19 protein-coding genes are annotated in these 19,835 nt (G+C 74.8%); 11 read left to right on the top strand and 8 right to left on the bottom strand.

Annotated elements, in window-relative coordinates:
* Nucleotides 1-88 precede the first annotated feature (88 nt).
* A complete protein-coding gene (locus IEY73_RS26690; protein WP_189082082.1) occupies nt 89-472 on the top strand; it encodes a VOC family protein in 384 nt (127 codons plus the stop codon).
* A gap of 31 nt (nt 473-503) precedes the next feature.
* Here IEY73_RS26690 and IEY73_RS26695 read toward each other — a convergent pair whose 3' ends face one another.
* On the bottom strand, nt 504-1,535 hold the full coding sequence (locus IEY73_RS26695) for a hypothetical protein (protein ID WP_189082083.1): 1,032 nt from the start codon (nt 1,533-1,535) through the stop codon (nt 504-506).
* 203 nt (nt 1,536-1,738) lie between these two features.
* On the opposite strand from IEY73_RS26695, the gene IEY73_RS26700 reads away from it, so the two are divergent.
* From IEY73_RS26700 to IEY73_RS26720, 5 genes are all read left to right on the top strand, one after another.
* Nucleotides 1,739-2,695 carry an ABC transporter ATP-binding protein gene (locus IEY73_RS26700; protein ID WP_189082084.1) on the top strand — a complete coding sequence of 319 codons (957 nt, stop codon included), beginning with the start codon at nt 1,739-1,741 and terminating at the stop codon, nt 2,693-2,695.
* On the top strand, nt 2,692-3,492 hold the full coding sequence (locus IEY73_RS26705; RefSeq protein ID WP_189082085.1) for an ABC transporter permease: 801 nt from the start codon (nt 2,692-2,694) through the stop codon (nt 3,490-3,492). The genes IEY73_RS26700 and IEY73_RS26705 overlap by 4 nt, the downstream gene beginning before the upstream one ends.
* Before the next feature lie 21 nt (nt 3,493-3,513).
* Nucleotides 3,514-4,629, top strand: coding sequence for a sensor histidine kinase (locus IEY73_RS26710; RefSeq protein ID WP_189082086.1), 1,116 nt, complete (start codon nt 3,514-3,516; stop codon nt 4,627-4,629).
* Entirely contained in the window at nt 4,626-5,237 is a 612-nt protein-coding gene (locus tag IEY73_RS26715) for a response regulator transcription factor (protein WP_189082087.1), read from the top strand. Before IEY73_RS26710 ends, IEY73_RS26715 begins: the two co-directional genes overlap by 4 nt.
* A gap of 163 nt (nt 5,238-5,400) precedes the next feature.
* Entirely contained in the window at nt 5,401-6,279 is an 879-nt protein-coding gene (locus IEY73_RS26720) for a sigma-70 family RNA polymerase sigma factor (RefSeq protein ID WP_189082088.1), read from the top strand.
* A gap of 4 nt (nt 6,280-6,283) precedes the next feature.
* On the opposite strand, the gene IEY73_RS26725 is transcribed toward IEY73_RS26720, so the two are convergent.
* Nucleotides 6,284-7,276, bottom strand: coding sequence for an NAD-dependent epimerase/dehydratase family protein (locus tag IEY73_RS26725; protein ID WP_189082089.1), 993 nt, complete (start codon nt 7,274-7,276; stop codon nt 6,284-6,286).
* A gap of 211 nt (nt 7,277-7,487) precedes the next feature.
* On the opposite strand from IEY73_RS26725, the gene IEY73_RS26730 reads away from it, so the two are divergent.
* The gene (locus IEY73_RS26730; protein WP_189082127.1) at nt 7,488-8,267 is read left to right on the top strand and encodes an endonuclease/exonuclease/phosphatase family protein; all 780 of its coding nucleotides are present in this window, start codon (nt 7,488-7,490) and stop codon (nt 8,265-8,267) included.
* A gap of 6 nt (nt 8,268-8,273) precedes the next feature.
* On the opposite strand, the gene IEY73_RS26735 is transcribed toward IEY73_RS26730, so the two are convergent.
* From IEY73_RS26735 to IEY73_RS26745, 3 genes are all read right to left on the bottom strand, one after another.
* On the bottom strand, nt 8,274-8,771 hold the full coding sequence (locus IEY73_RS26735) for a GNAT family N-acetyltransferase (protein WP_229716183.1): 498 nt from the start codon (nt 8,769-8,771) through the stop codon (nt 8,274-8,276).
* Nucleotides 8,772-8,863: 92 nt separating this feature from the next.
* Complete coding sequence (locus IEY73_RS26740; protein ID WP_189082091.1) at nt 8,864-9,850, bottom strand: tyrosine-type recombinase/integrase; 987 nt, start codon at nt 9,848-9,850, stop codon at nt 8,864-8,866.
* Nucleotides 9,851-10,186: 336 nt separating this feature from the next.
* Entirely contained in the window at nt 10,187-10,525 is a 339-nt protein-coding gene (locus tag IEY73_RS26745; RefSeq protein ID WP_189082092.1) for a hypothetical protein, read from the bottom strand.
* A 157-nt stretch (nt 10,526-10,682) separates the two neighbouring features.
* On the opposite strand from IEY73_RS26745, the gene IEY73_RS26750 reads away from it, so the two are divergent.
* Nucleotides 10,683-11,414 (top strand): hypothetical protein, encoded by a 732-nt coding sequence (locus IEY73_RS26750; protein ID WP_189082093.1) that lies wholly within the window; start codon nt 10,683-10,685, stop codon nt 11,412-11,414.
* A 42-nt stretch (nt 11,415-11,456) separates the two neighbouring features.
* On the opposite strand, the gene IEY73_RS26755 is transcribed toward IEY73_RS26750, so the two are convergent.
* From IEY73_RS26755 to IEY73_RS34180, 3 genes are read right to left on the bottom strand one after another with little or no spacing between them, the layout of a single operon-like run.
* On the bottom strand, nt 11,457-12,338 hold the full coding sequence (locus IEY73_RS26755; RefSeq protein ID WP_189082094.1) for a lysophospholipid acyltransferase family protein: 882 nt from the start codon (nt 12,336-12,338) through the stop codon (nt 11,457-11,459).
* Nucleotides 12,335-12,862 (bottom strand): LuxR family transcriptional regulator, encoded by a 528-nt coding sequence (locus IEY73_RS26760; protein ID WP_189082095.1) that lies wholly within the window; start codon nt 12,860-12,862, stop codon nt 12,335-12,337. The genes IEY73_RS26755 and IEY73_RS26760 overlap by 4 nt, the downstream gene beginning before the upstream one ends.
* On the bottom strand, nt 12,859-15,492 hold the full coding sequence (locus IEY73_RS34180) for a LuxR family transcriptional regulator (protein ID WP_268240495.1): 2,634 nt from the start codon (nt 15,490-15,492) through the stop codon (nt 12,859-12,861). The genes IEY73_RS26760 and IEY73_RS34180 overlap by 4 nt, the downstream gene beginning before the upstream one ends.
* Before the next feature lie 222 nt (nt 15,493-15,714).
* Between IEY73_RS34180 and IEY73_RS26770 the strand changes: the two genes are divergently transcribed.
* The 3 genes from IEY73_RS26770 to IEY73_RS26780 are packed head-to-tail and all read left to right on the top strand — an operon-like array spanning nt 15,715 to nt 19,792.
* Nucleotides 15,715-17,277, top strand: coding sequence for a dynamin family protein (locus IEY73_RS26770; protein WP_189082096.1), 1,563 nt, complete (start codon nt 15,715-15,717; stop codon nt 17,275-17,277).
* Nucleotides 17,274-19,142: a dynamin family protein gene (locus IEY73_RS26775; protein WP_189082097.1), complete on the top strand. Its 1,869-nt coding sequence runs from the start codon at nt 17,274-17,276 to the stop codon at nt 19,140-19,142. The genes IEY73_RS26770 and IEY73_RS26775 overlap by 4 nt, the downstream gene beginning before the upstream one ends.
* Nucleotides 19,139-19,792 (top strand): hypothetical protein, encoded by a 654-nt coding sequence (locus tag IEY73_RS26780; protein ID WP_189082098.1) that lies wholly within the window; start codon nt 19,139-19,141, stop codon nt 19,790-19,792. Before IEY73_RS26775 ends, IEY73_RS26780 begins: the two co-directional genes overlap by 4 nt.
* Nucleotides 19,793-19,835 lie beyond the last annotated feature (43 nt).

Genomic DNA, 19,835 nt, shown 5'->3' on the forward strand with positions numbered 1-19,835 from the left:
ACGGGAGTGCTCGTCCGCCGGCGGCTACCTACCCACCAGGAGTCTGCCGGATGGCTTACTCCCAGAACCCATTAGGAAACCACTCCCGATGCCCTCGGCCATCCGCCACGTCACCGTCGACCTCGCGCCGCCGTACGAGCCGTACGAGCTGGCGTCGTTCTGGAGCGCGGTGCTGGGCTGCCCGGTGGGCGCCGCTGACCGGCCCGGCGACGACGAGGTCACGGTCGCGCCGCCGCACGGGCCGGCCCTGCTGTTCGTGCGGGTGCCCGAGGCCAAGACGGCCAAGAACCGGCTGCACCTGGACCTGGAGCCGGACACCGGCCGGGACGACGAAGTGCAGCGGCTGGTGAAACTGGGCGCCGCCCTGGTCGACGACCAGCGCCGGGCCGACGGCACCGGCTGGGTGGTGCTCGCCGACCCGGCGGGCAACGAGTTCTGCGTGGAGCGCAGCACCGCCGAACGCGCCGGCTGACCCGAGCCGCAGCAAGCCGGCCCGGGTGGGCTCAGCCGTACAGGTAGGCGCGGCCGTCACGGTTGGCCAGCAGCCGCCCGCGCAGGTCGATGTCGGTGATCCGGTCACCGGCGGCCAGGCCGGCGGTGGTCAGGTCCACGGCGCCGCCGCGCCGCCACAGTGCGGGATGGCTGGCGCCGTCGGCGGTGTCCGCCCACCCGGCGATCAGGCCCCGGTCGTTGACCGCCGACGCGGTGCCGTTGTCGCCGCCGAGGGTGCCCAGATCGGTCAGGGTGCCGTCGCGCCACCGGAACGGGTGGTCGAAGGCGATGTACGGCGTCGGTCCGGGCGTCGCGGCCCACCCGACCAGCACGCCGCGGTTGTTGATGTCGTACGGGTACGACTTCATCCACGCCTCGTCGACGCCGAAGTTGCCGACGGTGGTGACTTGCCCGTTCTGCAGCACCCCGGCGGAGCAGTCGCACGGGTAGCCCCACTGGGTCACCAGGTAGGTGCCCATGATCTGCATCCGGTTGTTCACGCCGAGCGTCTCGGTGTAGTCGGGGACCAGCCCGAGATCGGTCATCTGCCCGTTCGTCCACGCGAACCGGTGGATGTGCCCGTCGGCGATGTCGCTTTCGCCGATGACCACGCCGCGGTCGGTGATGCCCTTGGCGGTGCTCGCCTGCCCGCCCAGCGTGCCCAGGTCGGTGATCACCCCGCGGTGCCAGGTGACCGCGTGGGCGTTGCCGTCGGCGGTGGCGGCGGCGCCGGCGATCACGCCGAACTCGTTGACCGCGACGGCCCTCGACCAGGACCCGCCGAGGGTGCCCAGCGCGGTCATCTGCCCGCGGCGCCACACGAACCCGCGGCTGTTCCCGCTGGCCAGGGTGCCGTTGCCGACCACGGTGCCGGTCTCGTTCATCATCACCGCGGTCGCGCCGGGCCCGCCCAGCGTGCCCAGGTCGGTCGGCTGGTAGGTGTGTGCGGCGGCGGTGGCCGGGGCGGCGGGCAGCACGGCGGCGGCGGCCAGCGCGGCAACGGCGGCGGGCAGGGCCGCCGCACGTAAGGCATGAGATGGCATGGCGATCACTCCTCGTTCGTACGGGGATCCAGTGTGGACGCCCTGCAGCGGCCGAGACTGTCCGGGCGGCGACACCGGCGGCCGATGACATCGGGTCGTGCCGTCCGGCGGTGGCGGTGGCGGTGCGGCACTGACAGATGTCATGGCCGGGTCGTGACGCGTGAGCCACCGCCGCGGTGCGGCCGGCCGTCATGATCGACGTCATGACCCTCACGGCATCACCCGAGCGCAGCACCACCGGCCCGTACGCGGTCGAGGTGGTTTCGGCGGTCAAACGATTCGGCGACGTCACCGCCGTCGACGGGCTCAGCCTGTCGATCCGCCCCGGCGAGGTGGTCGCCCTGCTCGGCCCCAACGGCGCCGGCAAGACCAGCACCGTCGACATGATGCTGGGCCTGTCCCGGCCCGACACCGGCACCGTCAGCGTCTACGGCCGGCGCCCACGCGACGCGGTCGAGCTCGGACTGGTGTCCGCGGTGATGCAGACCGGCGGGCTGCTCAAGGACTACACCGTCGGGGAGACCGTGCGGCTGACCGCGGCGCTGTTCGGCCGCGGCCGAGGCGACGTGGAGAAGGTCATCGACCGGGCCGGGCTGGGCGAGGTGCGCGGCCGGCTGGTCGGCAAATGCTCCGGCGGGCAACAGCAGCGGCTGCGGTTCGCGATGGCGCTGCTGCCCGACCCGGAACTGCTCATCCTGGACGAGCCCACCACCGGCATGGACGTGGGCAGCCGGCACGCGTTCTGGTCGGCGATCCGCGACGACGCCCGCGCCGGGCGCACCGTCATCTTCGCCACGCACTACCTGGAGGAGGCCGACGCGTACGCCGACCGGGTGGTGTTCATGCGCCGCGGCCAGGTGGTGGCCGACGGCACCGCGGCGCAGGTGAAGGCGCTCGCCTCCGGCCGCACCGTGCGCGCCACCCTGCCCGGCGCGTCCCGCGAGGAGCTGGCCGCGTTGCCCGGCGCCGATCAGGTGGAGGTGCGCGGCGACACCGTGCTGGTGCAGGCCAGCGACGCCGACGCGGTGGCCCGCCACCTGCTCACCCGCACCGCCGCGCACGACCTGGAGATCACCTCACACAACCTGGAGCAGGCGTTCCTCACCCTGACCTCCGACGACACCGGCGGCGACGGCACCACGACAGGAGACCCCCGATGAGCACCACGAGCACCCCCGCCACCACCGGCCCCGCCGCCCGGACCCTGCCGCGGCTGGGCGGATTCACCCCGGCGATGATCGGGCTGGAACTGCGCCGGATGCTGCGCAACCGCCGCACCGTGGTGTTCACCGTGGTGATGCCGCCGGTGTTCTTCCTGATCTTCGGCAGCGGTGACGACCTGCGCCATCAGAGCGCCGGCGGCGGCAACGTCGCCGGGTACGTGCTGGTCAGCATGGCGGTGTACGGTGCGATGCTGGCCACCACCGCGGGCGGCGCGATGGTCTCCATCGAACGCGCCGCCGGATGGTCGCGGCAACTGCGCCTGACACCGCTGCGCCCCGCGGCGTACATCGCCATCAAGATCATCCTCGCGATGATCGTCGGGGCGGTGTCGGTGCTGGCCACCTTCGCCGTCGGCTCGGTGTCCGGCGCCCGGCTGCCCACCGAGGCCTGGATCGGCTGCGGCCTGCTGGCCTGGCTGTGCGCCCTGGTCTTCGCCGCCTTCGGCCTGTTCATGGGATATCTACTGCCCAGCGAGAACGTCATGCAGATCCTCGGGCCGGTGCTGGCCGTGCTGTCCTTCGCCGGAGGGCTGTTCGTGCCCGTCGACTCGCTCGGCCACACCTTCGCCACCATCGCCCAGTTCACCCCGGTGTACGGCGTCGGCGTGATCGCCCGGTACCCGCTGATGCACGACGGTGGCCTGGCCGTCGCGGTGCTCAACGTGCTCGCCTGGACCGCCCTGTTCGCCGCCGGCGCGGTGTGGCGGTTCCGCCGCGACACCGCCCGGGTCTGACCGGCCGGTACCGTCACCGTCATGAGCTGCGCGCCCCCGGCCCGGGGCCTACGCAAGGCCTCCCGGCACGGGTGGCTGCTGGCCGCGATCTGGCTGTTCTACCTCACCGACACCGTCCTCACGCTGTGGCACCAGGACGTGGCATGGATCCGCTACCTCGGCCTGGCCGCGGTCGCCGCGTTCGCCGGTGTCTACCTGTTCCTGGTCCGCATGGCCCGGCCCCTGCGGTACGGGGTCCGCCCGCCCGGGTTCGCCGGGCGGGCGGCCGCAGGGGTCGCCGTGCTGCTGGTGCTGTTCGCCCTGCAGATCCCCGGCGCCGGTTTCCGCGCGCTGAGCTGCCTGGTCTACATCGCCGCGTTCGGCATGGCCGCGCTGCCGCTGCCGGCCGGCATCCTGCTCGCCGCGCTGCTGGGCACCGGCGCGGAAGTCCTCGCCAGCGTGGTGCCCGGCTGGCAGGACAACGGCTACGGCCTGGCGGTGGTGCTCGGCTCGCTGGCCACCTGGGGAGTCCGGCTCGCCACCGAACGCCAGCAGCGGCTCAGCTCCGCCCAGCAGGAAATCGCCGACCTGGCCGTGCAGAACGAACGCGCCCGCATCGCCGCCGACCTGCACGACATCCTCGGCCACTCACTGACCGTGGTCACCGTCAAGGCCGAACTGGCCCAGCGGCTTCTCGACGTCGACCCCGGCCGGGCCCGCAAGGAACTCAGCGACCTGGAGGCGCTGGCCCGCGACGCGCTGGCCGACGTGCGGTCCACCGCGATGGGCGTGCGCGGCATGTCCCTGCCCGGCGAGATCGCCGCCGCCCGGGCGGCGCTGGCCGCCGCCAACGTCGAAGCCGACCTGCCCGGCGCCGCCGACGAGGTGCCCAGCCGCAACCGGGAACTGTTCGCCTGGACGATCCGCGAAGCCGTCACCAACATCGTGCGGCACAGCAAAGCCACCCACGCCCGCGTCCACCTGAACCCGGGCAGCGTGGAAATCGTCGACGACGGCGTGGGCCGCGCCGCCGCCGACGCAGGCGGGCAAGGACTCGCCGGGCTGCGGCGACGGGCCGACGCGGCGGGCGCCCACCTCACCGTCGGCGAACGCGACGGACAGCCCGGCTTCCGGGTACGCGTGGAGGTGCCCACATGATCCGCCTGCTGCTCGCCGACGACCAGGCCCTGGTACGCGGCGCCATGGCCGCCCTGCTCGACCTGGAACCCGACCTGAACGTGGTCGCCGAAGTGGGCCGCGGCGACGAGGTGGCCGCCGCCGCGGTGGCCCACACCGCCGACGTGGCGCTGCTGGACGTGGAGATGCCCGGCATGGACGGCGTCGCCGCCGCCCGCGAGCTGCGCCGGGCCGCGCCCTCCTGCCGGGCGCTGATGGTCACCACCTTCGGCCGCGCCGGATACCTGCGCCAGGCCATGGCCGCCGGCGCCTCCGGATTCGTCGTCAAGGACACCCCCGCCCGGCAACTGGCCGACGTGGTCCGCCGCGTCCACCAGGGCCTGCGCGTCGTCGACCCGTCCCTGGCCGCTCAGTCCCTCGCGTACGGGGACTCGCCGCTCACCGACCGCGAAGCCGACGTGCTGCGCGCGGCCCGCGACGGTGGCACGGTCGCCGACATCGCCCGCGAACTGCGCCTGTCCGAAGGCACCGTGCGTAACCACCTGTCCTCGGCCATCGGCAAGACCGGCGCCCGCACCCGCGCCGAAGCGGTCCGGCTGTCCCTGGACAACGGCTGGCTGCTGTCCTGACCCACCCCCGCACGGCCCGCGCCGATTGAGGATTTCCGGCGCCCCGATCCGGATGCAACCGTCCGGCAACCGCAAGTGATCTCCGCCTGCACCCCGCACCCCGAAAAGTTCCCCCGGTCAGCCGGTTGAGCCGCTCCGGCGGCCACACGAGGGGGAACCGACCATGACCGCAGCGCAGCGCACCACCGTCCCGGCCCTGACCCGCGCGCAGGAGGACATGATCCGGGAGAACATGCCACTGGTCGGCCACCTGGTCCGCGGCATGCTGTTCAAGGTGCCACCGCATGTGCACCGCGACGACCTCGCCTCCGCCGGGTACGCCGCCCTGGTCACCGCCGCCCGCGCCTACGACGAGACCCGCGGCGTGCCGTTCGGCAAGTTCGCCGCCGCCCGGGTGCGCGGCGCCCTGCTCGACGAACTGCGCGGCATGGACTGGGCCAGCCGCTCGGTGCGTGCCCGCGCCCGCCGCGCCGAGCAGGCCCGCGAAGAGCTCACCACCCGGCTCGGCCGCACACCCACCCCGACCGAACTGGCCGAACTGCTCGGCGTCGGCGTCACCGAACTCGCCGACGTCGACGACGACGTGCAACGCGCCGCCGTGCTGTCCCTGCAGGGCTTCACCGCCGGCACCGCCGAGGACATGGTCACCGAACCCGACCTCAACCCCGAGGAGATGCTGCTGCACCGCGAACGCCTCGGCTACCTGCACGACGCCGTCGCGGTCCTGCCGCAGCGCCTGCGGTACGTCGTCGAGGCGTCCTTCCTGCAGGAACGCCCGCTGTCCGAGGTGGCCGCCGAACTGGGCGTCACCGAATCACGAGTGTCCCAGCTTCGCACCGAGGCGCTGGCGCTGCTGCGCGACGGTCTCACCCGCCACATGGACCAGCGCGACACCACCACCGGCCGCGGCACCGCCGGCAAGGACGGCTGCGTCGCCCGGCGCCGGGCGGCGTACGCCGCGCAGATCGCGGCCCGCACCACGGTGGCGTCCCGGCTGGCCGCGACCGACGTGCGCGGCCACCGCATCGCCCCGGCAGCGTGAGCGTTCAGCCGCCCGCCCCGGCCAGCACCGCCGCCTCCACCCCCGGATCCAGCCCCACCTGCGGCCGGTCCGGCCGCGGCGTGAACCCGTGGACACCCCGCAACCACGCCCAGGTGTCCGCGACCGTCTGCTCCACCGGCCGCACCCGCAGACCCGCCGCCACCGCCCGCGACACGTCCCCCCGGTGCAGGAAGTCGTACTCCGGGCCGGGCGGCAGCCACACCGGCAACTGCACCCACGGCTGAATTCCGGCCGCCAGGATCCGCTCCGGCGGCACCCAGCGCAGCCGCCCCCGGCCACCGGTCACCGCGTTCACCGCCGCCAGCAACCCACCCATCGTCGTATGCCCCGGCTCACTGACCAGGTTGAACGCGCCGGACCGCCGGGCCGACGCAGCATCCAGCAGGAACCGCGCCAGGTCCCGCGCGTCGATCAACTGCAACGGCAGATCCCGCGGCCCCGGCGCCAGCACCGGACCGCCGCGCCGCATCCGGTGCAGCCACCACGGCAACCGGCCCACATCCTCATACGGGCCAAGGATCAACCCGGCGCGGGCCAGCAGCACCGGCGCGTCCGACTGCAGCGCGGCCAGTTCACCACCCCGCTTGGCCGCCGCGTAGTCCCCGTCCGCACCCGCATCCGGGTCACCGTCGACCAGCGGCGCGTCCTCGGCCAGCCGCCCGGCCGCCGCCTGCAGGTCGTACACCGAACGGCTCGACACGTACGTGTAATGCCCCACCCGGGACCGCAGCGCCCGCGCCGCCTCCCGCACCACCCGCGGCGCACCCGACCAGGTGTCCACCACCGCATCCCAGCACGCGCCACCCAGCGCGGCCAGACCCTGCGGCCCGGCCCGGTCACCGGCCACCGCCCGCACCCCAGGCACCGGCGCACGCCGCCCCCGGTTGAACACCGTCACCCGGTGACCGTGCGCCACCGCAGCCTCCGCCACCGCCCGGCCCACGAACCCCGTCCCACCCAGCACCAGCACTCTCATGGCCGAGACGATCCCCGGCCGGCGCCCCCGCGGGGAAGCGCTGATCGCTGTCAGCGGATTACGCCGCCCGCGCAATCCCGCCCGTGGATCAGTCCCGACTCCGCAGCCGGCGCAGCCACAACCCCGCCGCGGCCAGCGCCACGAACACCACCGCCGAACAACACACCGCCTTGATGAACACCCTCACCTCCCGTTGGCTACTGTCGACGCCGTGCGCCTGGCCACCTTCAACCTGCTGCACGGCCGCTCACTGTCCGACGGCAAGGTACACGCCGGGCGCGTCGCCGCCGCGGTGGCGGCCCTCGACGCCGACATCCTCGGCCTGCAAGAAGTCGACCGCGGCCAGCCCCGCAGCGGCCTGCTGGACCTCACCGCCATCGCCGCCGACGCGCTCGGCGCTCCCGTGCACCGCTTCGCCGCCGCCATCGCCGGCACGCCGGGGGAGACCTGGCAGCCCTGGCGCAGCGACGACGACAACACCCGCCCCCTCTACGGCATCGCCCTGATCAGCCGCTACCCGGTGCGCCGCTGGCAGATCACCCAGCTTCCCGCCGCGCCGGTGCGATCCCCGGTCTACGTGCCGCAACGCGGCGTGACCCTGCTCAAGGACGAACCCCGCATCATGATCGCCGCGGTGCTGGACACCCCGCGCGGGCCGCTCACCGTCGGCACCACCCACCTGTCGTTCGTACCGGGATGGAACCTGCGCCAGTTGCGGGCCGCCGTCCGCGCCCTGCGCGCCCTGCCCGGCCCGCGGGTGCTGCTCGGCGACCTCAACCTGCCCGGCGGCGCGGTGCGCGCCTTCACCGGGTGGCGAACCCTGGCCCGCACCCCCACCTACCCGAGCCCGTCACCCCGGGCGCAGCTCGACCACATCCTCACCGACCCGCACGGCGGCCCGAGCGCCCCGGTCATCCGGGTGAGCACCCCGCACGCGGACATCTCCGACCACCGGCCGCTGGTGGTGCAACTGGGCGGCCCCGTCGGCTAGCCGCGCTCAGCGCCCAGCTTCCCCCGACCCGCGCGCCGGCCCGCAGGCCGGGCGGCGGAACACGAACTCCAGGCCGTCCTCCGGATCCCACTGCTCACCCACCTTGGCGAACCCGAACCCGGCGATCGTCGCCAGCGACCCGGCATTGTCCGGGCGGATACTCGCCCGCACCGCGGTCACCCGCGGATCGGCGTCGGCGCGGCGCAGCAACGCCGCCAGCATCGCCCGCGCATAACCCCGCCGCCGGAACCGGGGATCCACCGAATACGCGACCTCGACCACACCGTGCTCGTCCGGGCCCGCGTGGAACCCGCCGTGCCCGACCACCACACCCTCCGGCTCGGCCACCGCGGCACCCGCGATCCACGCCGCGTCCTGCGGCGTGCGCTCGATCTGCGCCCGCCGGATCCGCCACAGCCAGGCCTCCTCCACCAGGTACTCCGACAGCGGCACGCCCGCGGCGGCGCTGGCCGCGTCCCGGTCCCCGTGAATCAGGGCGGTCAAGGCATCATGATTTAACGCCACGAACCGGATATCATGCACCGAGGGATGATCACACGGGAGACTCCGGCCACGCCACTCGCCCCCGGACGAGATCAGGGTGCGGACTGGTCCGCGGCATCGACGTCCTCGCGGACACCCAGCCCGCGCAACGCCCGGTTGGTGCGATTCGCCCGCACCGCGGCCCGCTGCTGCTCCGCCGTCACCTCGATGTAGTTCTGCGACGTCGTCAGGCTGGCATGCCCCAGCAGACGCATGATCTCCGAGGCGTTCGCGCCGTCCTCGGCCAGCCGCGTGGCGAACGTATGCCGCAACGCGTGCAACTGCGCCCCGCGCGGCACCCGGTCACCGATGCCCGCACGCCGGAAGCACGACGACACCAGATATTGCAGGCCGCCCCGCCGCAACGCACCCCCCGCATGGTCCACCAGCAGCGCATCCGTCGACCGCCCGGCCCGCTGGGAGCGCGTACGCAGATAATCCCGCACGATCGCGTCCAGCTCCGGCTCGATCGGCACCGTACGCGGCCGGCCACCCTTGCCCGCCACCTCCACCCGCCGCTCACCGTCACGCCCGGCGAACGAACCCACCCGCAACGCCAGCAACTCCGACAGGCGCAGACCCGCACACAACGCCAGGGCCAGCACCACCAGATCCCGCTCCGGCCACGGGCGGCGCTGCCGCTCGTCGGCCCGGCTCGCCACCTCCAGCAGATGCTCCGGGGTGTCCTCGCCGCGTAACGGCTTGGGCGCGGGCAACGTCATCCGCGGCTTGTCGACCGCCGACATGGGGTTACCACCCACGACACTCTCAGTGACCAGGAAGGTGAAGAAGCCGTTCCAGGTCGACCACGCCCGGTACACCGACGCGGGGGAGCGACCGGCGGCGAACCCGGCGAACGCGGCCCGCAACACCCGGGGGGAGAGGTCGGCGACACGGGTGCCGGCGGGCAGGTGGGCGCGCACCCCGGACAGGTCGCGCCGGTACGCCGCGAGCGTGTGACCGGACGGTTTGCGCACCGCGCGGGCGGCCAGAAACTCCGCGAACAAACCGTCCAGCGGCGCATCGTCACCGTCATGCATAAGACATATTATGCATCATTTGTCCCGTTCCACGGGGCCACCGACTCCGCCGATCTTGAGCTTTTCGGTCCGGCATGTCGCATAAGGCGCACCAAAACGGGCCAGCAAACTTCAAGATCGCCGTAGCGGGGGCGGCGCGACGGCCGAGGTCTCCTGGGACACCGGGGGTCGGTGGCGCGGGGGTCTCGGGGCGTGCCCGGCGGGGCGTCCCCGGCGGGGCGGGATGGTCGGCTCGGGAGGGTGCGGTGTCGACGATCCGGAGGGGCGTCGCACACGCTCAGGTTGACATAATGTCAATTATCGACCAAGCGAACGGGGCGTCTCGGTGGCTCCGTCTCAGGCCACGTGACCGCTCTGCGCCGCGTGCGCGATCGCCCTCCGCAGGGCCGACACCGACACCACGCGGTCATGGTCGTTCTCGGTCAGCCCCAGCTCGATCCACTCGCGCACCAGTTGCGAGAACGGCACTCCGGCCTGGTCGGCCGCGGCGCGCACGCGCCGGGCCACACCGGCCGGCACTCGCACGCCCAAGGGCACCATCGGTTCCGACTCCGGCACCGGCGGCAGCGGCGCGGGCGCCGATTCGTCGTAGGTCACCTCGCCGCGCGCGAACGCCGCCGCCGCCGCGACGATCTGCTGCTGGTCGGGTCGCTGGGTCTTCCGCTGCCGGCTCATGGCGCCGCCTTCCGTGCCGCGAGAGGTCGCCGGGTGCGAGCATCTGGCTACCTCTAGCGTAAGACGATTGTCAGACGAACGTCGAGTCGCGACGTGTCGGGGGCTGCTGATAGAAACAACGGGTTCATACAGGCGTACGAGTGGAGGGTGGTCGCCGGTGGTGGCAGCACGGGCAGGTGCGCGGGGTCTCGATGAGGGCGATCTGCAGGCGATCCGGGAGTCGCTGGCGGCCAAACGCCGCCCGAAGGTGCAGTTCACCGAGTCCGCGGGGCAGATCTCGGGCCAGGTGGGCCAGGTGGTGGCGTTGCTGGATCCGGCCGAGTCGGACGAGTGGGTGGTGGTGCGGTTCGGCCGCGACGAGTTGCCCTTCTCCCCCGGCGACGTGCGGATCGCGCCGAAGGGCGCGGCGGCGCGCAAGCCGGCCGCCGCGGAGCCCGCTGCGGCACCGGAGGCAGCGCCGCCGCCACCCGAGCCGGAGTTCGTGATCGACAAGCCGGCGCCGGTCCGCGAGGAGCCTGCCGCGCCGGCGGGTTCCTCGCCGACAGGTTCGGGCGCCGCTCCCCCGCCCGCGCCGCGCAAACCGGCGCGGGCGGCCGGCAAACCGGCGGCGAAGCCGAAGTCGCCGGCGTTGACGGTGACGTTGGCCTACACCGAGGGTGAGTGGACGGTGGCGGCGGCGCAGGGCAGCAAGGCCCTGGCGAAGCCTTATGTGATCAAGCCTGCCGAGGCGTTGCGGATGGTGGCGCTGGTGGACGTGCCGGGCGTGCAGGAGGCGGTGGATCAGATCATGGCGGCCGAGCGGTCGCAGGCCGAGCAGGAGGCCGACCGGTTGCGGGCGCAGTTGGCGGAGGTGGAGGCGCGGCTGGCCGAGCTGACCGAGCCAGCCTGACCTGGTCGGCCTGGGCGAGCCAGCCCCGAACACCGGCCGTGGTCAGGTGCGTGTGGAGCGGACGGCGGAGCCGCGCTGACTCCCCCGGCCGGTGTTCGGGGGCGGCTCGGTGTTCAGGACTGGCTCGGTGTTCAAGGCTGGCTCGGTGCTCGGGCGGGGCCGGGCGCGTCGGGTGTCCGCCGGGCGGGTGGGGTCCCGGTGGCGGGGTGTGCGGGGTTCGTCGCGGCGCAGCGGCGCCAAGGCGCGGTCCAGGGCGTCCATGATGCGCCGGGTGGCTTCCCGGGCCTGCACGCCCGGTGTTCCGGTGAGCCCGTGCAGGTCCACCGGCTCGCCGAAGTGGACGTGCACGGCCGGCCGAGTCCGCATGGCGTGCCACACGGCGCGGGCCAGGTCGCGGGGAAAGGCGTACGGCATGACGGTGTGTGTCCCCCAGTGGGCGACCGGCAGCACCGGCGCGCCGGTCATCGCCGCCATCCTGGCCACGCCGGTCTTGCCGCGTTCGGGCCACATCCACGGGTCCAGGCCGATGCGGCCTTCGGGATAGAGCAGCACCGGTGCGCCGTCGTGCAGCGCGCCGAGCACCGCGGGCAGGGCGTCGACGGCGCCGGTGGTGGTGCGCTCCACGCTCAGGTGCCCGGCGCGGCGAAGGACGGCCCCGACGAGGGGGACGCGGAACAGTTCGGCGGCGGCCAGGAACCGGGGTGCCAGGCGCGCCCGGTGGCAGGCCGCGGTGAGGATCATCGGGTCGACGGGGCTGAGGTGGTTCGCGGCCAGCAGCAGCGGGCCGTGGCGCAGGTGGGCGGGGACGCTGCCGGTGACGTGCAGCCGGCAGAACGGGGCGACCACCGCGGGTGCCACGCTCAGCAGCGCCCGCCACAGCCACGGCGGCTGCCAGGCCGGTGTGGTGCACGGGTGGGTGGTCATCGCCGCCGCTGGCGCAGGTAGGCCAGGACGGCTTCGCGGGTGGTGCGGACGCCGAACAGGGCGCGGGCTTCGGCGATGCGCCGGTTCGCGGTGCGCAGGGACAGGAATTCGGCGGCTGCCGCGGCGGCGATGGTGTCGCCGGCGGCGAGCCGTTCGAGCAGGGCGCGCTGTTCGGGGACGAGCGCGGCGATGACGTCTTCCTCGGTGGGGCGCGCGTCGTCGTGGTGTAGGGGGCCGAGCCGGCCGAGGTCGTCGGCGAGTGCCCGGCCCAAGGGGCTGCCGGGGTCGCAGACGGCGACGACGCCGGCCCCGCGGGCGGCGGCGAGCACGGCCAGTTGCAGGGTTTCCGGGTCGGTGATGCGTCCGTGCAGGACGAGCCCATTGCCGGCGACGTCCCATGCCGGGTCGGGCAGGGCGAATCCTTCGCGCAGTGTCCAGCCGTCGCGGGCCAGGCGGCGCAGCACCGCGTCGGCGTCGGCGGGGGTGGCCACGATGTGTCGTGGTGTGTCGGAGTGGCGGGTCACCGGTTGCCCCTTCCGGTGCTGGGCCGCGCGGGTGCGGGCATGTCGGCGAAGGCGAGCGCGGCGGCTTCGGTGCGGGTGCGCGCGCCGAGTTTGCGCATACCGGCGCGGATGTGGGTGTCGACGGTCTCGGTGGAGATGCCGAGCTGCCCGGCGATGCGCCGGGTGGGTTCCCCGGCGGCCACCAGCCGCAGCACGTCGGTTTCGCGGCTGGTGAGCCGGCTGCCTGATCGGGGTCCGCGGGTGTCGCGGTGGATGTGGTGGCGGCGCAGGCCGCGGCGGGCGCGGCCGGCCAGGACGGTGAGGGCGGCGGTGTCGGCGAGGTGCTCGGCGGCCAGCAGCGCGGCGACGGCCCGCTGCGGGTCGCTGTCGTGCAGGCCGGCGGCGAGCAGGCAGCGGACGCGTTCGCGGGTGACGGTGTGGGTCCAGGTGTCGGCGGCGGTGGTGAATCCGGTGCCGGTGGCCCAGGCGAGCAGGGTTTGCCGGGCGGGTTCGGGCAGGTCGGCGGGGATCGGTGTGGGCGGGTGGTGTCCGGTGTCGTGGCCGGCCCAGCGGGCGGTGATGTGGTGCAGGCCGGTGATCAGGTCGCTGCGGTCGGGCCGGCCGGCCGGGCCGGTGGCGCGGTCGGGTTGCCCGTCGAGCCAGGCGGCTTCGCGGGTGACCCAGTCGACGGCGGGGTGGGCGGGTGCGGCGGCGAGTCGTTGCCGGGCGGCGGCGAGCAGTCCTGCATCGGCTTCCAGCAGCGCGGAGGCGGCGGTGGCGTAGGCGCGGGCGGTGTCGGGCATGGCCCGGTCGGTGAGGTCGGTGGCGTGCCGGTGCAGACGGTCGGCGCCGCCCGCGTCCGGTCCATGGTGGTCCGGCGGGTGGTCGTCGGTGGCCTGGTCGGGCGAGGGCGGGCCGGACCCGGCCGAGGTGACCAGGGCCTGGTCGGGCAGGGTCGGGCCGCGCAGGGCGAGGGCCCAGTCGGCGGCGGCCGCGAACCGGGTCTGCCACCCGTACGCCAGATCGGCGGCGCAGTGGTGCGCGGCGTCGGCGGCGGCCTGCGCGGCGTCGGCGAGCCGCCCGTCGGCGGCCAGGTGCTCGACCAGTTGCCAGGCGCTCCACCGGCTGGTCAGCGGGTCGGTGGTGTCGGACGCCGCGGTGGCCAGTTCGGTGTCCCAGCCCGGGGTGCGGTGGGTGGCGTGCACGGCGGCCAGGGCCGCGGCGACGCCGGGCGGCGGCTGCGGCCAGCGCGCGGCGATCTTGTCGGCGGTGTCGGTTGCGGTGTCCGGGTCGGTGGCCAGTTCGGCCAGCAGCAGCACCCGGTCGCGGGCGGCGGTGATGGGTGCGGCGGCCGCGTCCGGCACCGGCCGCACCGCGGCGTGCGCGCCGCGCGGGTCGCCGGCTTGCAGCAGGGCTTCGCCGCGCAGCACGTCGGCTTCCACACCCAGCGGCGCGATGGTGGCCAGCACCGCGGCGGCGGCCCGGGGGCGCCCGGTGGCCAGCAGCGCGTCCGCGGCGGCCAGCCGCACCCGCGGGTCGGGGCCGATGCCGGGCAGGTCGCAGGCGAACCGCAGCAGGGCCGCGCGGTCCCCGCCGGTGGCCTGGTCGGCTGCGGTCAGGGCGTGCCGGTACGCGGCGTCGTGTTCGCCGGCGGCGGCCAGGTGCCGGGCGGCCTCGGCGGGTGGGGTGAGCTCGGCCAGCCGCCGGTGCAGGTCGGCGCGGGCCGGCGGGTCGAGCAGCCCGGCGGCGGTCTCGGCCAGATAGGTGGAGACCGGCTGGGCGGCGTCGTGGTCGCCGTGCACCAGTCCGGCGGCGCGCAGGTCGGCGGTGCCGGCGCCGAGCAGCGTGTCGGGGGCGGGCCGGCCGAGCAGGCCGAGCGCGGCCAGCGCGGTGCGTGCCGGGCGGGGCAGGTCGGCCAGGGCGGCGGCCAGCGCGTACGCGACCTGGTCGATGTCGTCGCCGGCGGGTCCGCGGCCGGAGGCGGCGTGCCGGGCGAGGGCGGTCAGGGTCAGCGGGTTGCCGCCGGCGCGGTGCACGACCCGGGCCACGGCGTCGTCGTCGAGGGTGGGTGCCGCGGTGCGGGCGACCGCGGCGGCGGCGTCGTGGGACAGCGGCGGCACGGTCAGCCAGGCGGTGGCCGCCGCGCGCAGCGGTTCCTGCCCGATGCGGTGCGGGGTGCGCAGCGCGACGAGGACCCGGCAGTGCGGGGCGAGTAGCGGCACCGCGGCCAGCGTGGCGGCGTCGGCGTACTGCAGGTCGTCGAGGATCAGCAGGCCGCCACGGACCCGGGAGCGGACGGCCTCGGCGAGCAGGTGCACGTCGTGGGCGGGCAGGCGGGCGCGGACGGCGCGGGACAGGGCGAGGCCGGGCACGGCGCGCAGCATCGCCAGGCCACCGCCGGCGTGCACGGCGAGGCCGGGCCGGCTCGTGCCGGCGGGCCCGGTGCTGCTGGGCCCGGTGCTGCTGGGGTCCGTGCCGGCGGGCTCGGTGCCGGCGGGCGCGGCCGGGCCCGCGGCGGCGGTGCGCAGCCGCCCGGCGACGGCGCGCAGAGCGCTGGTGCGGCCACATCCGGGGGGTCCGCTGATCACGACGAGGCCGGGTCGGCGCAGGTGTGTGGTGGCGGCGGTGATCAGGTCGTGCAGTTCCGCCACCGGGTGCCCTCCTGTTCGTCGTCCGGGTGCGGGCCGGGTAAAGCCGATGCCCGCGTTGGCACGAACACGGGATCCTGTCTCGCCGGCCGCCTCCGTAGTGTGTGGTGCGGCAGGCGTCCCGCCCTGCCGGGTCACGGGAACCGGAAAGGCAAGCCAGCGTATGTGGACGACGGCCGCGGTCTGCACATTGTCTCCGACAGCCGCCGCAACTGACGAGTCGTCGTGACCGGTCCGCTGTCCCACCGCATCGCCGAATTGTGTGATGAGATCGTTACACAGGTCGGCCCGCACGGCGCTGATCAGGTACGACACATCGGCGAGCGTCTCGGTGAGCCGCTACGCGTGGCCATCGCCGGGCGGCTGAAAGCCGGAAAGTCGACACTTGTCAACGCGTTGATCGGCCGCCGGGTGGCCCCCACCGCGGTCGGCGAGTGCACTCGCGTGGTCACCCGGTTCCGGTATGGAACGGCCGATCGGGTCGATGTGGTGGGCCGCGACGGCAGTCGCCGCAGCCTGCCGCTGGACGACGACGGCATGATCCCCGGCCGGCTCGGCGTGCCGGCGTCCAGCGTCGCGTACGTCGATGTCGCGTTGACCACCGACCGGCTGCGCGACCTCACCGTGGTGGACACGCCCGGCCTGGCCTCGGCCGACCAACAGGTGTCCGAACGCGCCCATCCGGTGGTCGGCGTGGCCGCCGCGCCGTTCGACGACGGCATCGACGCCGACTCCACCTCCGAGATCGCCGCCGCCGAAGCCGTCGTCTACGTGTTCACCCAGGCGGTCCGCGCCGACGACGCGAACGCGCTGGCAGCGTTCCGGGCCAGCACCGCCCGGCTGGCGTCCAGCCCGATCAACGCCGTCGGCGTCCTCGGCAAGATCGACACCCTGGTGGCCGGGCCCGACGACCCGTGGCCGGTGGCGGTGCCCCTCGCAGCCGGGCAGGCGCGGCTGCTGCAACGCACCGTCGGCGACGTGGTCCCGCTGGCCGCGCTGATCGCCGAGACCGGCGAAGCCGGCCGGCTCACCACCACCGACGTCACCGCCCTGCGCACCCTGGCCGCCCTGCCCGGCGCCCAGCTACGGCTGCTGCTGGCCTCCGCCGACCTGTTCCGCACCCGGGCCGCCCCGGTCGAGCAGGCCCGCCGGGAACGGCTGCTGCGCCTGCTCGACCTGTACGGCGTCGGGTTCGCCCTGGCCCAGCTCGCCGCCGATCCGCGGCTGAGCACCGGGGACCTGATCCGCCGGCTGGTCCAAGCGTCCGGCATGCCGCGGCTGCGGCACACCCTCGACCAGGCCGTCCGCTGGCGCTCCGACGCGATCAAGGCCGGCTGGGCGCTGGCCGCCCTGGAACGCCTCGCCGGGCGCAGCCGCGACCGGCGCGACCGCGCGGTGCTGCGCGACGCCGTGGAACGGCTGCTGCGCGACCCCGCCTACCACCGGCTGCGGCTGCTGGACGTGGCCCACCGGGTCACCACCGGAGCCGTGCCGATGCCCGACGAACAGGTGCAGGAACTGACCCGGCTGGCCGTGTCCGACGACCCCCGGTGGATCCTGCGCATGCCCGGCGCCGCCGCGCCGCAACTCCGCGAGGCCGCCGTGCAGGCCGCGCACCGGTGGCGGGCATACGCCCACGCCGGCGGCGGACCCGCGCAATCCCGCGCCGCGCAGGTCGCCCACCGCGGCTTCCACCTGCTCGCGCAGCAGACACAGGCGGACGGCTCGCAACCCCCGACGGTGGCCCGGCACACCGGCGGCGAAACCACCGAACGGGTGCAGCCGTGAACCCGGCCGCGCCCGCCCGCGACCTGACCGCAGCCCTGGACGCCGTGGTCGGCGACGCGGTCGCCCACGTGCGCCTGTCCGACCCCGACGCCGGAGCCGAACTGGCCGAGCTGCGCCGCCGCCGCGTCACCCGCGCCGCCGTGGTGCTCGTCGGGGAAACCAAACGCGGCAAGAGCAGCCTGCTCAACGCCCTGCTCGGGGTGCCCGGCCTGTCCCCCGTGGACGCCGCCGTGTCCACCTCCGCCTACCTGCACTTCTCCCCCGGACCCGCCTTTGGCGCCCGCGCCTGGCCACCCGGCGCCGCCGAACCGGTGGACGTCACCGACCTGACCGACTGGGCGGGCGGCGGCCGCCGCGCCCGGCGCATCGAGGTGACCCACCCCGCGCCGCTGCTGCAATACGCCACCCTGGTGGACACCCCCGGCGTCGGCGGACTCGACCCCGCGCACACCGCCGTCGCGCTGGACGCCGCCGGGCGGGCCACCGCCCTGCTGTTCGTCGCCGACGCGTCCGCGCCGCTGTCCCAGCCCGAACTCGACTTCCTGCGCCAGGCCAGCGAACACGTCAACGCCGTGGTGTTCGCCCTCACCAAGGTCGACGCGTTCCCCGGCTGGCGGCGCATCGCCACGGACAACCAGGCGCTGCTGCGCGCCCACGCGCCCCGCTTCGCCGGCGCGCCCTGGTTCCCCGTCTCCGCCCGCCTCGCCGAACTCGCCCTCACCGGCGGGGACGGCGCCGCCGACCTCGCCGCCGAATCCCGCATCGCCGGCCTGCAACACGCCCTGGTCGACCTCGCCGGGCGCGGCCACCAACTGCAACTGGCCAACGTGCTGCGCTCAGCCCGCGGGGAACTGGCACGCCTGGAAGCCGCCGCCACCGCCCGCATCCACGCCGCCGAAGCCGACCCGGAGGCCACCGCCCACGCCCGGCAGGAACGCGCCGCGCTGGCCGCCCGCAAACGCACCGAGTCACGGCACTGGACGCTGCTGCTGTCCAGCCAGACCCAGCGCGCCCGCATCGAGGTCGTCGGCGCGCTACGCACCCGCATCGCCGCCGTGCAACACGACCTGTCCGCGCGCGTCGACACCGCCGGCCGCGACACCCTGGCCGGCCTGCCCGACACGGTCGACACCGAACTGCAGGCCGTGGCCGCCGACCTCACCGCTCACCTGCAGAACACCTTCCGGGAAACCACCGAACGGGTGCTCGCCGAAGTGTTCAACGACGCCGAACTCGCGGCCACCCTGGGACGGCTCAACGCCACCCTGCGCCACGAACTGGCCGCCGCGCCGCCCCGAGACGGCGCCGGCGACAACATGCTCATCGCGCTGTCCGCCGGCGGCATCGCCTTCATGGCCGGGCGCAGCGCGATGCTGGGCGCCTCCGCGCTGTCCGCCGGCGGGCTGGCCCTGGGCGGCCTGCTGGTGCCCGCCGCCGGCATCGGCATCGGCCTGGCCGCCGGCGGGTACGTCCTCTACCGGCGCCGGGTGCAAACCGACCGGCAACAGGCCCGGCTGTGGCTGCGCGACGTGCTGGCCGAAGCCCGCGCGTCGCTGTCCGACGAAATCTCCTACCGGTTCACCGACCTGCAGTACGCCCTGTCGGTCGCCGTCGACGACGCGGTGGAACGCCGGCTGCGCGACCTGGACGCGCACATCGCCGACATCGACGCCGCCGCCGCCGAAGACGCCGCGGGACGCGCCCGCCGACGTGCCGCCGCCCAGCACGACCGCGACCGGGTGCGGCACCTGCTGCGCCAGGCCGACGACGTGCTGACCCGCGCGCAGGCGCTGACACCCACGCCGACCGACCCGGCCGGCGCCGCACCGGACCCCGTCGACCTGGACACCGGAGACTTGGCATGAGCGATCACGGCTGGGACCACCTGGACGGCCCGGACGACCAGCAAGCCCACGAGGCCCACCACCACGACCTGCCCGATCACGGTCTGCCCGACCATGACCTGCACGGCCACGGCGACGACCCGTACGGCGAACACGCCGGCGACGCGTACCCGGACGACCTCACCCACCACGACCCGATCCCCGACCCGGACCACGCCGACGACCAGGTCGCCGGCCACCACGACACCGGGGCCGACACGCCGTACCAGCACCACCCCGACCCGGACCCCGGCCTGCCGGACCCGGAACCACCCGCGACCGGCCCGCACGGACTCGACGGCCCGGTCGGCGCCGACCCCGACGCCCTCGACGCACACCACCCAGCCGGTGACGACCCCGAGTTCCCGCCGCACCTGGACGTCGGCCCGCTGCCCGAACCCGTCGACGGGCACCCCTGGACCGACGCCGCCGTGCTGGGCGCCACCCCGCCGGACACCGACACGCCCGGCGCCGACCTACCCGCCGTCGGCGACCACCCGGTCGGCTGGCGTGAACTCGCCGACTACGCCGGCATCCACCCACCCACCGGCGACGACCCGTGGGCCGCCCTCGCCGACAGCGACGACCCCGCCGTCAGCGCCCTCGCCCGATGGTGGTCCGGCCAGCCCTGACCCACACCCGGCGGTGGTGATGGCATCATGAGCGCGCCACCCG

The organism is Mangrovihabitans endophyticus (assembly GCF_014646155.1).
GTDB classification, from domain to species: Bacteria; Actinomycetota; Actinomycetes; order Mycobacteriales; family Micromonosporaceae; genus Actinoplanes; species Actinoplanes endophyticus.

What these genes read in the sequence shown, in the direction of transcription:
- IEY73_RS26755 (WP_189082094.1), bottom strand. Translation starts at nt 12,338, where the DNA reads ATGACCACCCACCCGTGCACCACACCGGCCTGGCAGCCGCCGTGGCTG.
- IEY73_RS26705 (WP_189082085.1), top strand. Translation starts at nt 2,692, where the DNA reads ATGAGCACCACGAGCACCCCCGCCACCACCGGCCCCGCCGCCCGGACC.
- IEY73_RS26695 (WP_189082083.1), bottom strand. Translation starts at nt 1,535, where the DNA reads ATGCCATCTCATGCCTTACGTGCGGCGGCCCTGCCCGCCGCCGTTGCC.
- IEY73_RS26740 (WP_189082091.1), bottom strand. Translation starts at nt 9,850, where the DNA reads ATGCATGACGGTGACGATGCGCCGCTGGACGGTTTGTTCGCGGAGTTT.
- IEY73_RS26720 (WP_189082088.1), top strand. Translation starts at nt 5,401, where the DNA reads ATGACCGCAGCGCAGCGCACCACCGTCCCGGCCCTGACCCGCGCGCAG.
- IEY73_RS26710 (WP_189082086.1), top strand. Translation starts at nt 3,514, where the DNA reads ATGAGCTGCGCGCCCCCGGCCCGGGGCCTACGCAAGGCCTCCCGGCAC.
- IEY73_RS26690 (WP_189082082.1), top strand. Translation starts at nt 89, where the DNA reads ATGCCCTCGGCCATCCGCCACGTCACCGTCGACCTCGCGCCGCCGTAC.
- IEY73_RS26780 (WP_189082098.1), top strand. Translation starts at nt 19,139, where the DNA reads ATGAGCGATCACGGCTGGGACCACCTGGACGGCCCGGACGACCAGCAA.
- IEY73_RS26700 (WP_189082084.1), top strand. Translation starts at nt 1,739, where the DNA reads ATGACCCTCACGGCATCACCCGAGCGCAGCACCACCGGCCCGTACGCG.
- IEY73_RS26745 (WP_189082092.1), bottom strand. Translation starts at nt 10,525, where the DNA reads ATGAGCCGGCAGCGGAAGACCCAGCGACCCGACCAGCAGCAGATCGTC.
- IEY73_RS26715 (WP_189082087.1), top strand. Translation starts at nt 4,626, where the DNA reads ATGATCCGCCTGCTGCTCGCCGACGACCAGGCCCTGGTACGCGGCGCC.
- IEY73_RS26725 (WP_189082089.1), bottom strand. Translation starts at nt 7,276, where the DNA reads ATGAGAGTGCTGGTGCTGGGTGGGACGGGGTTCGTGGGCCGGGCGGTG.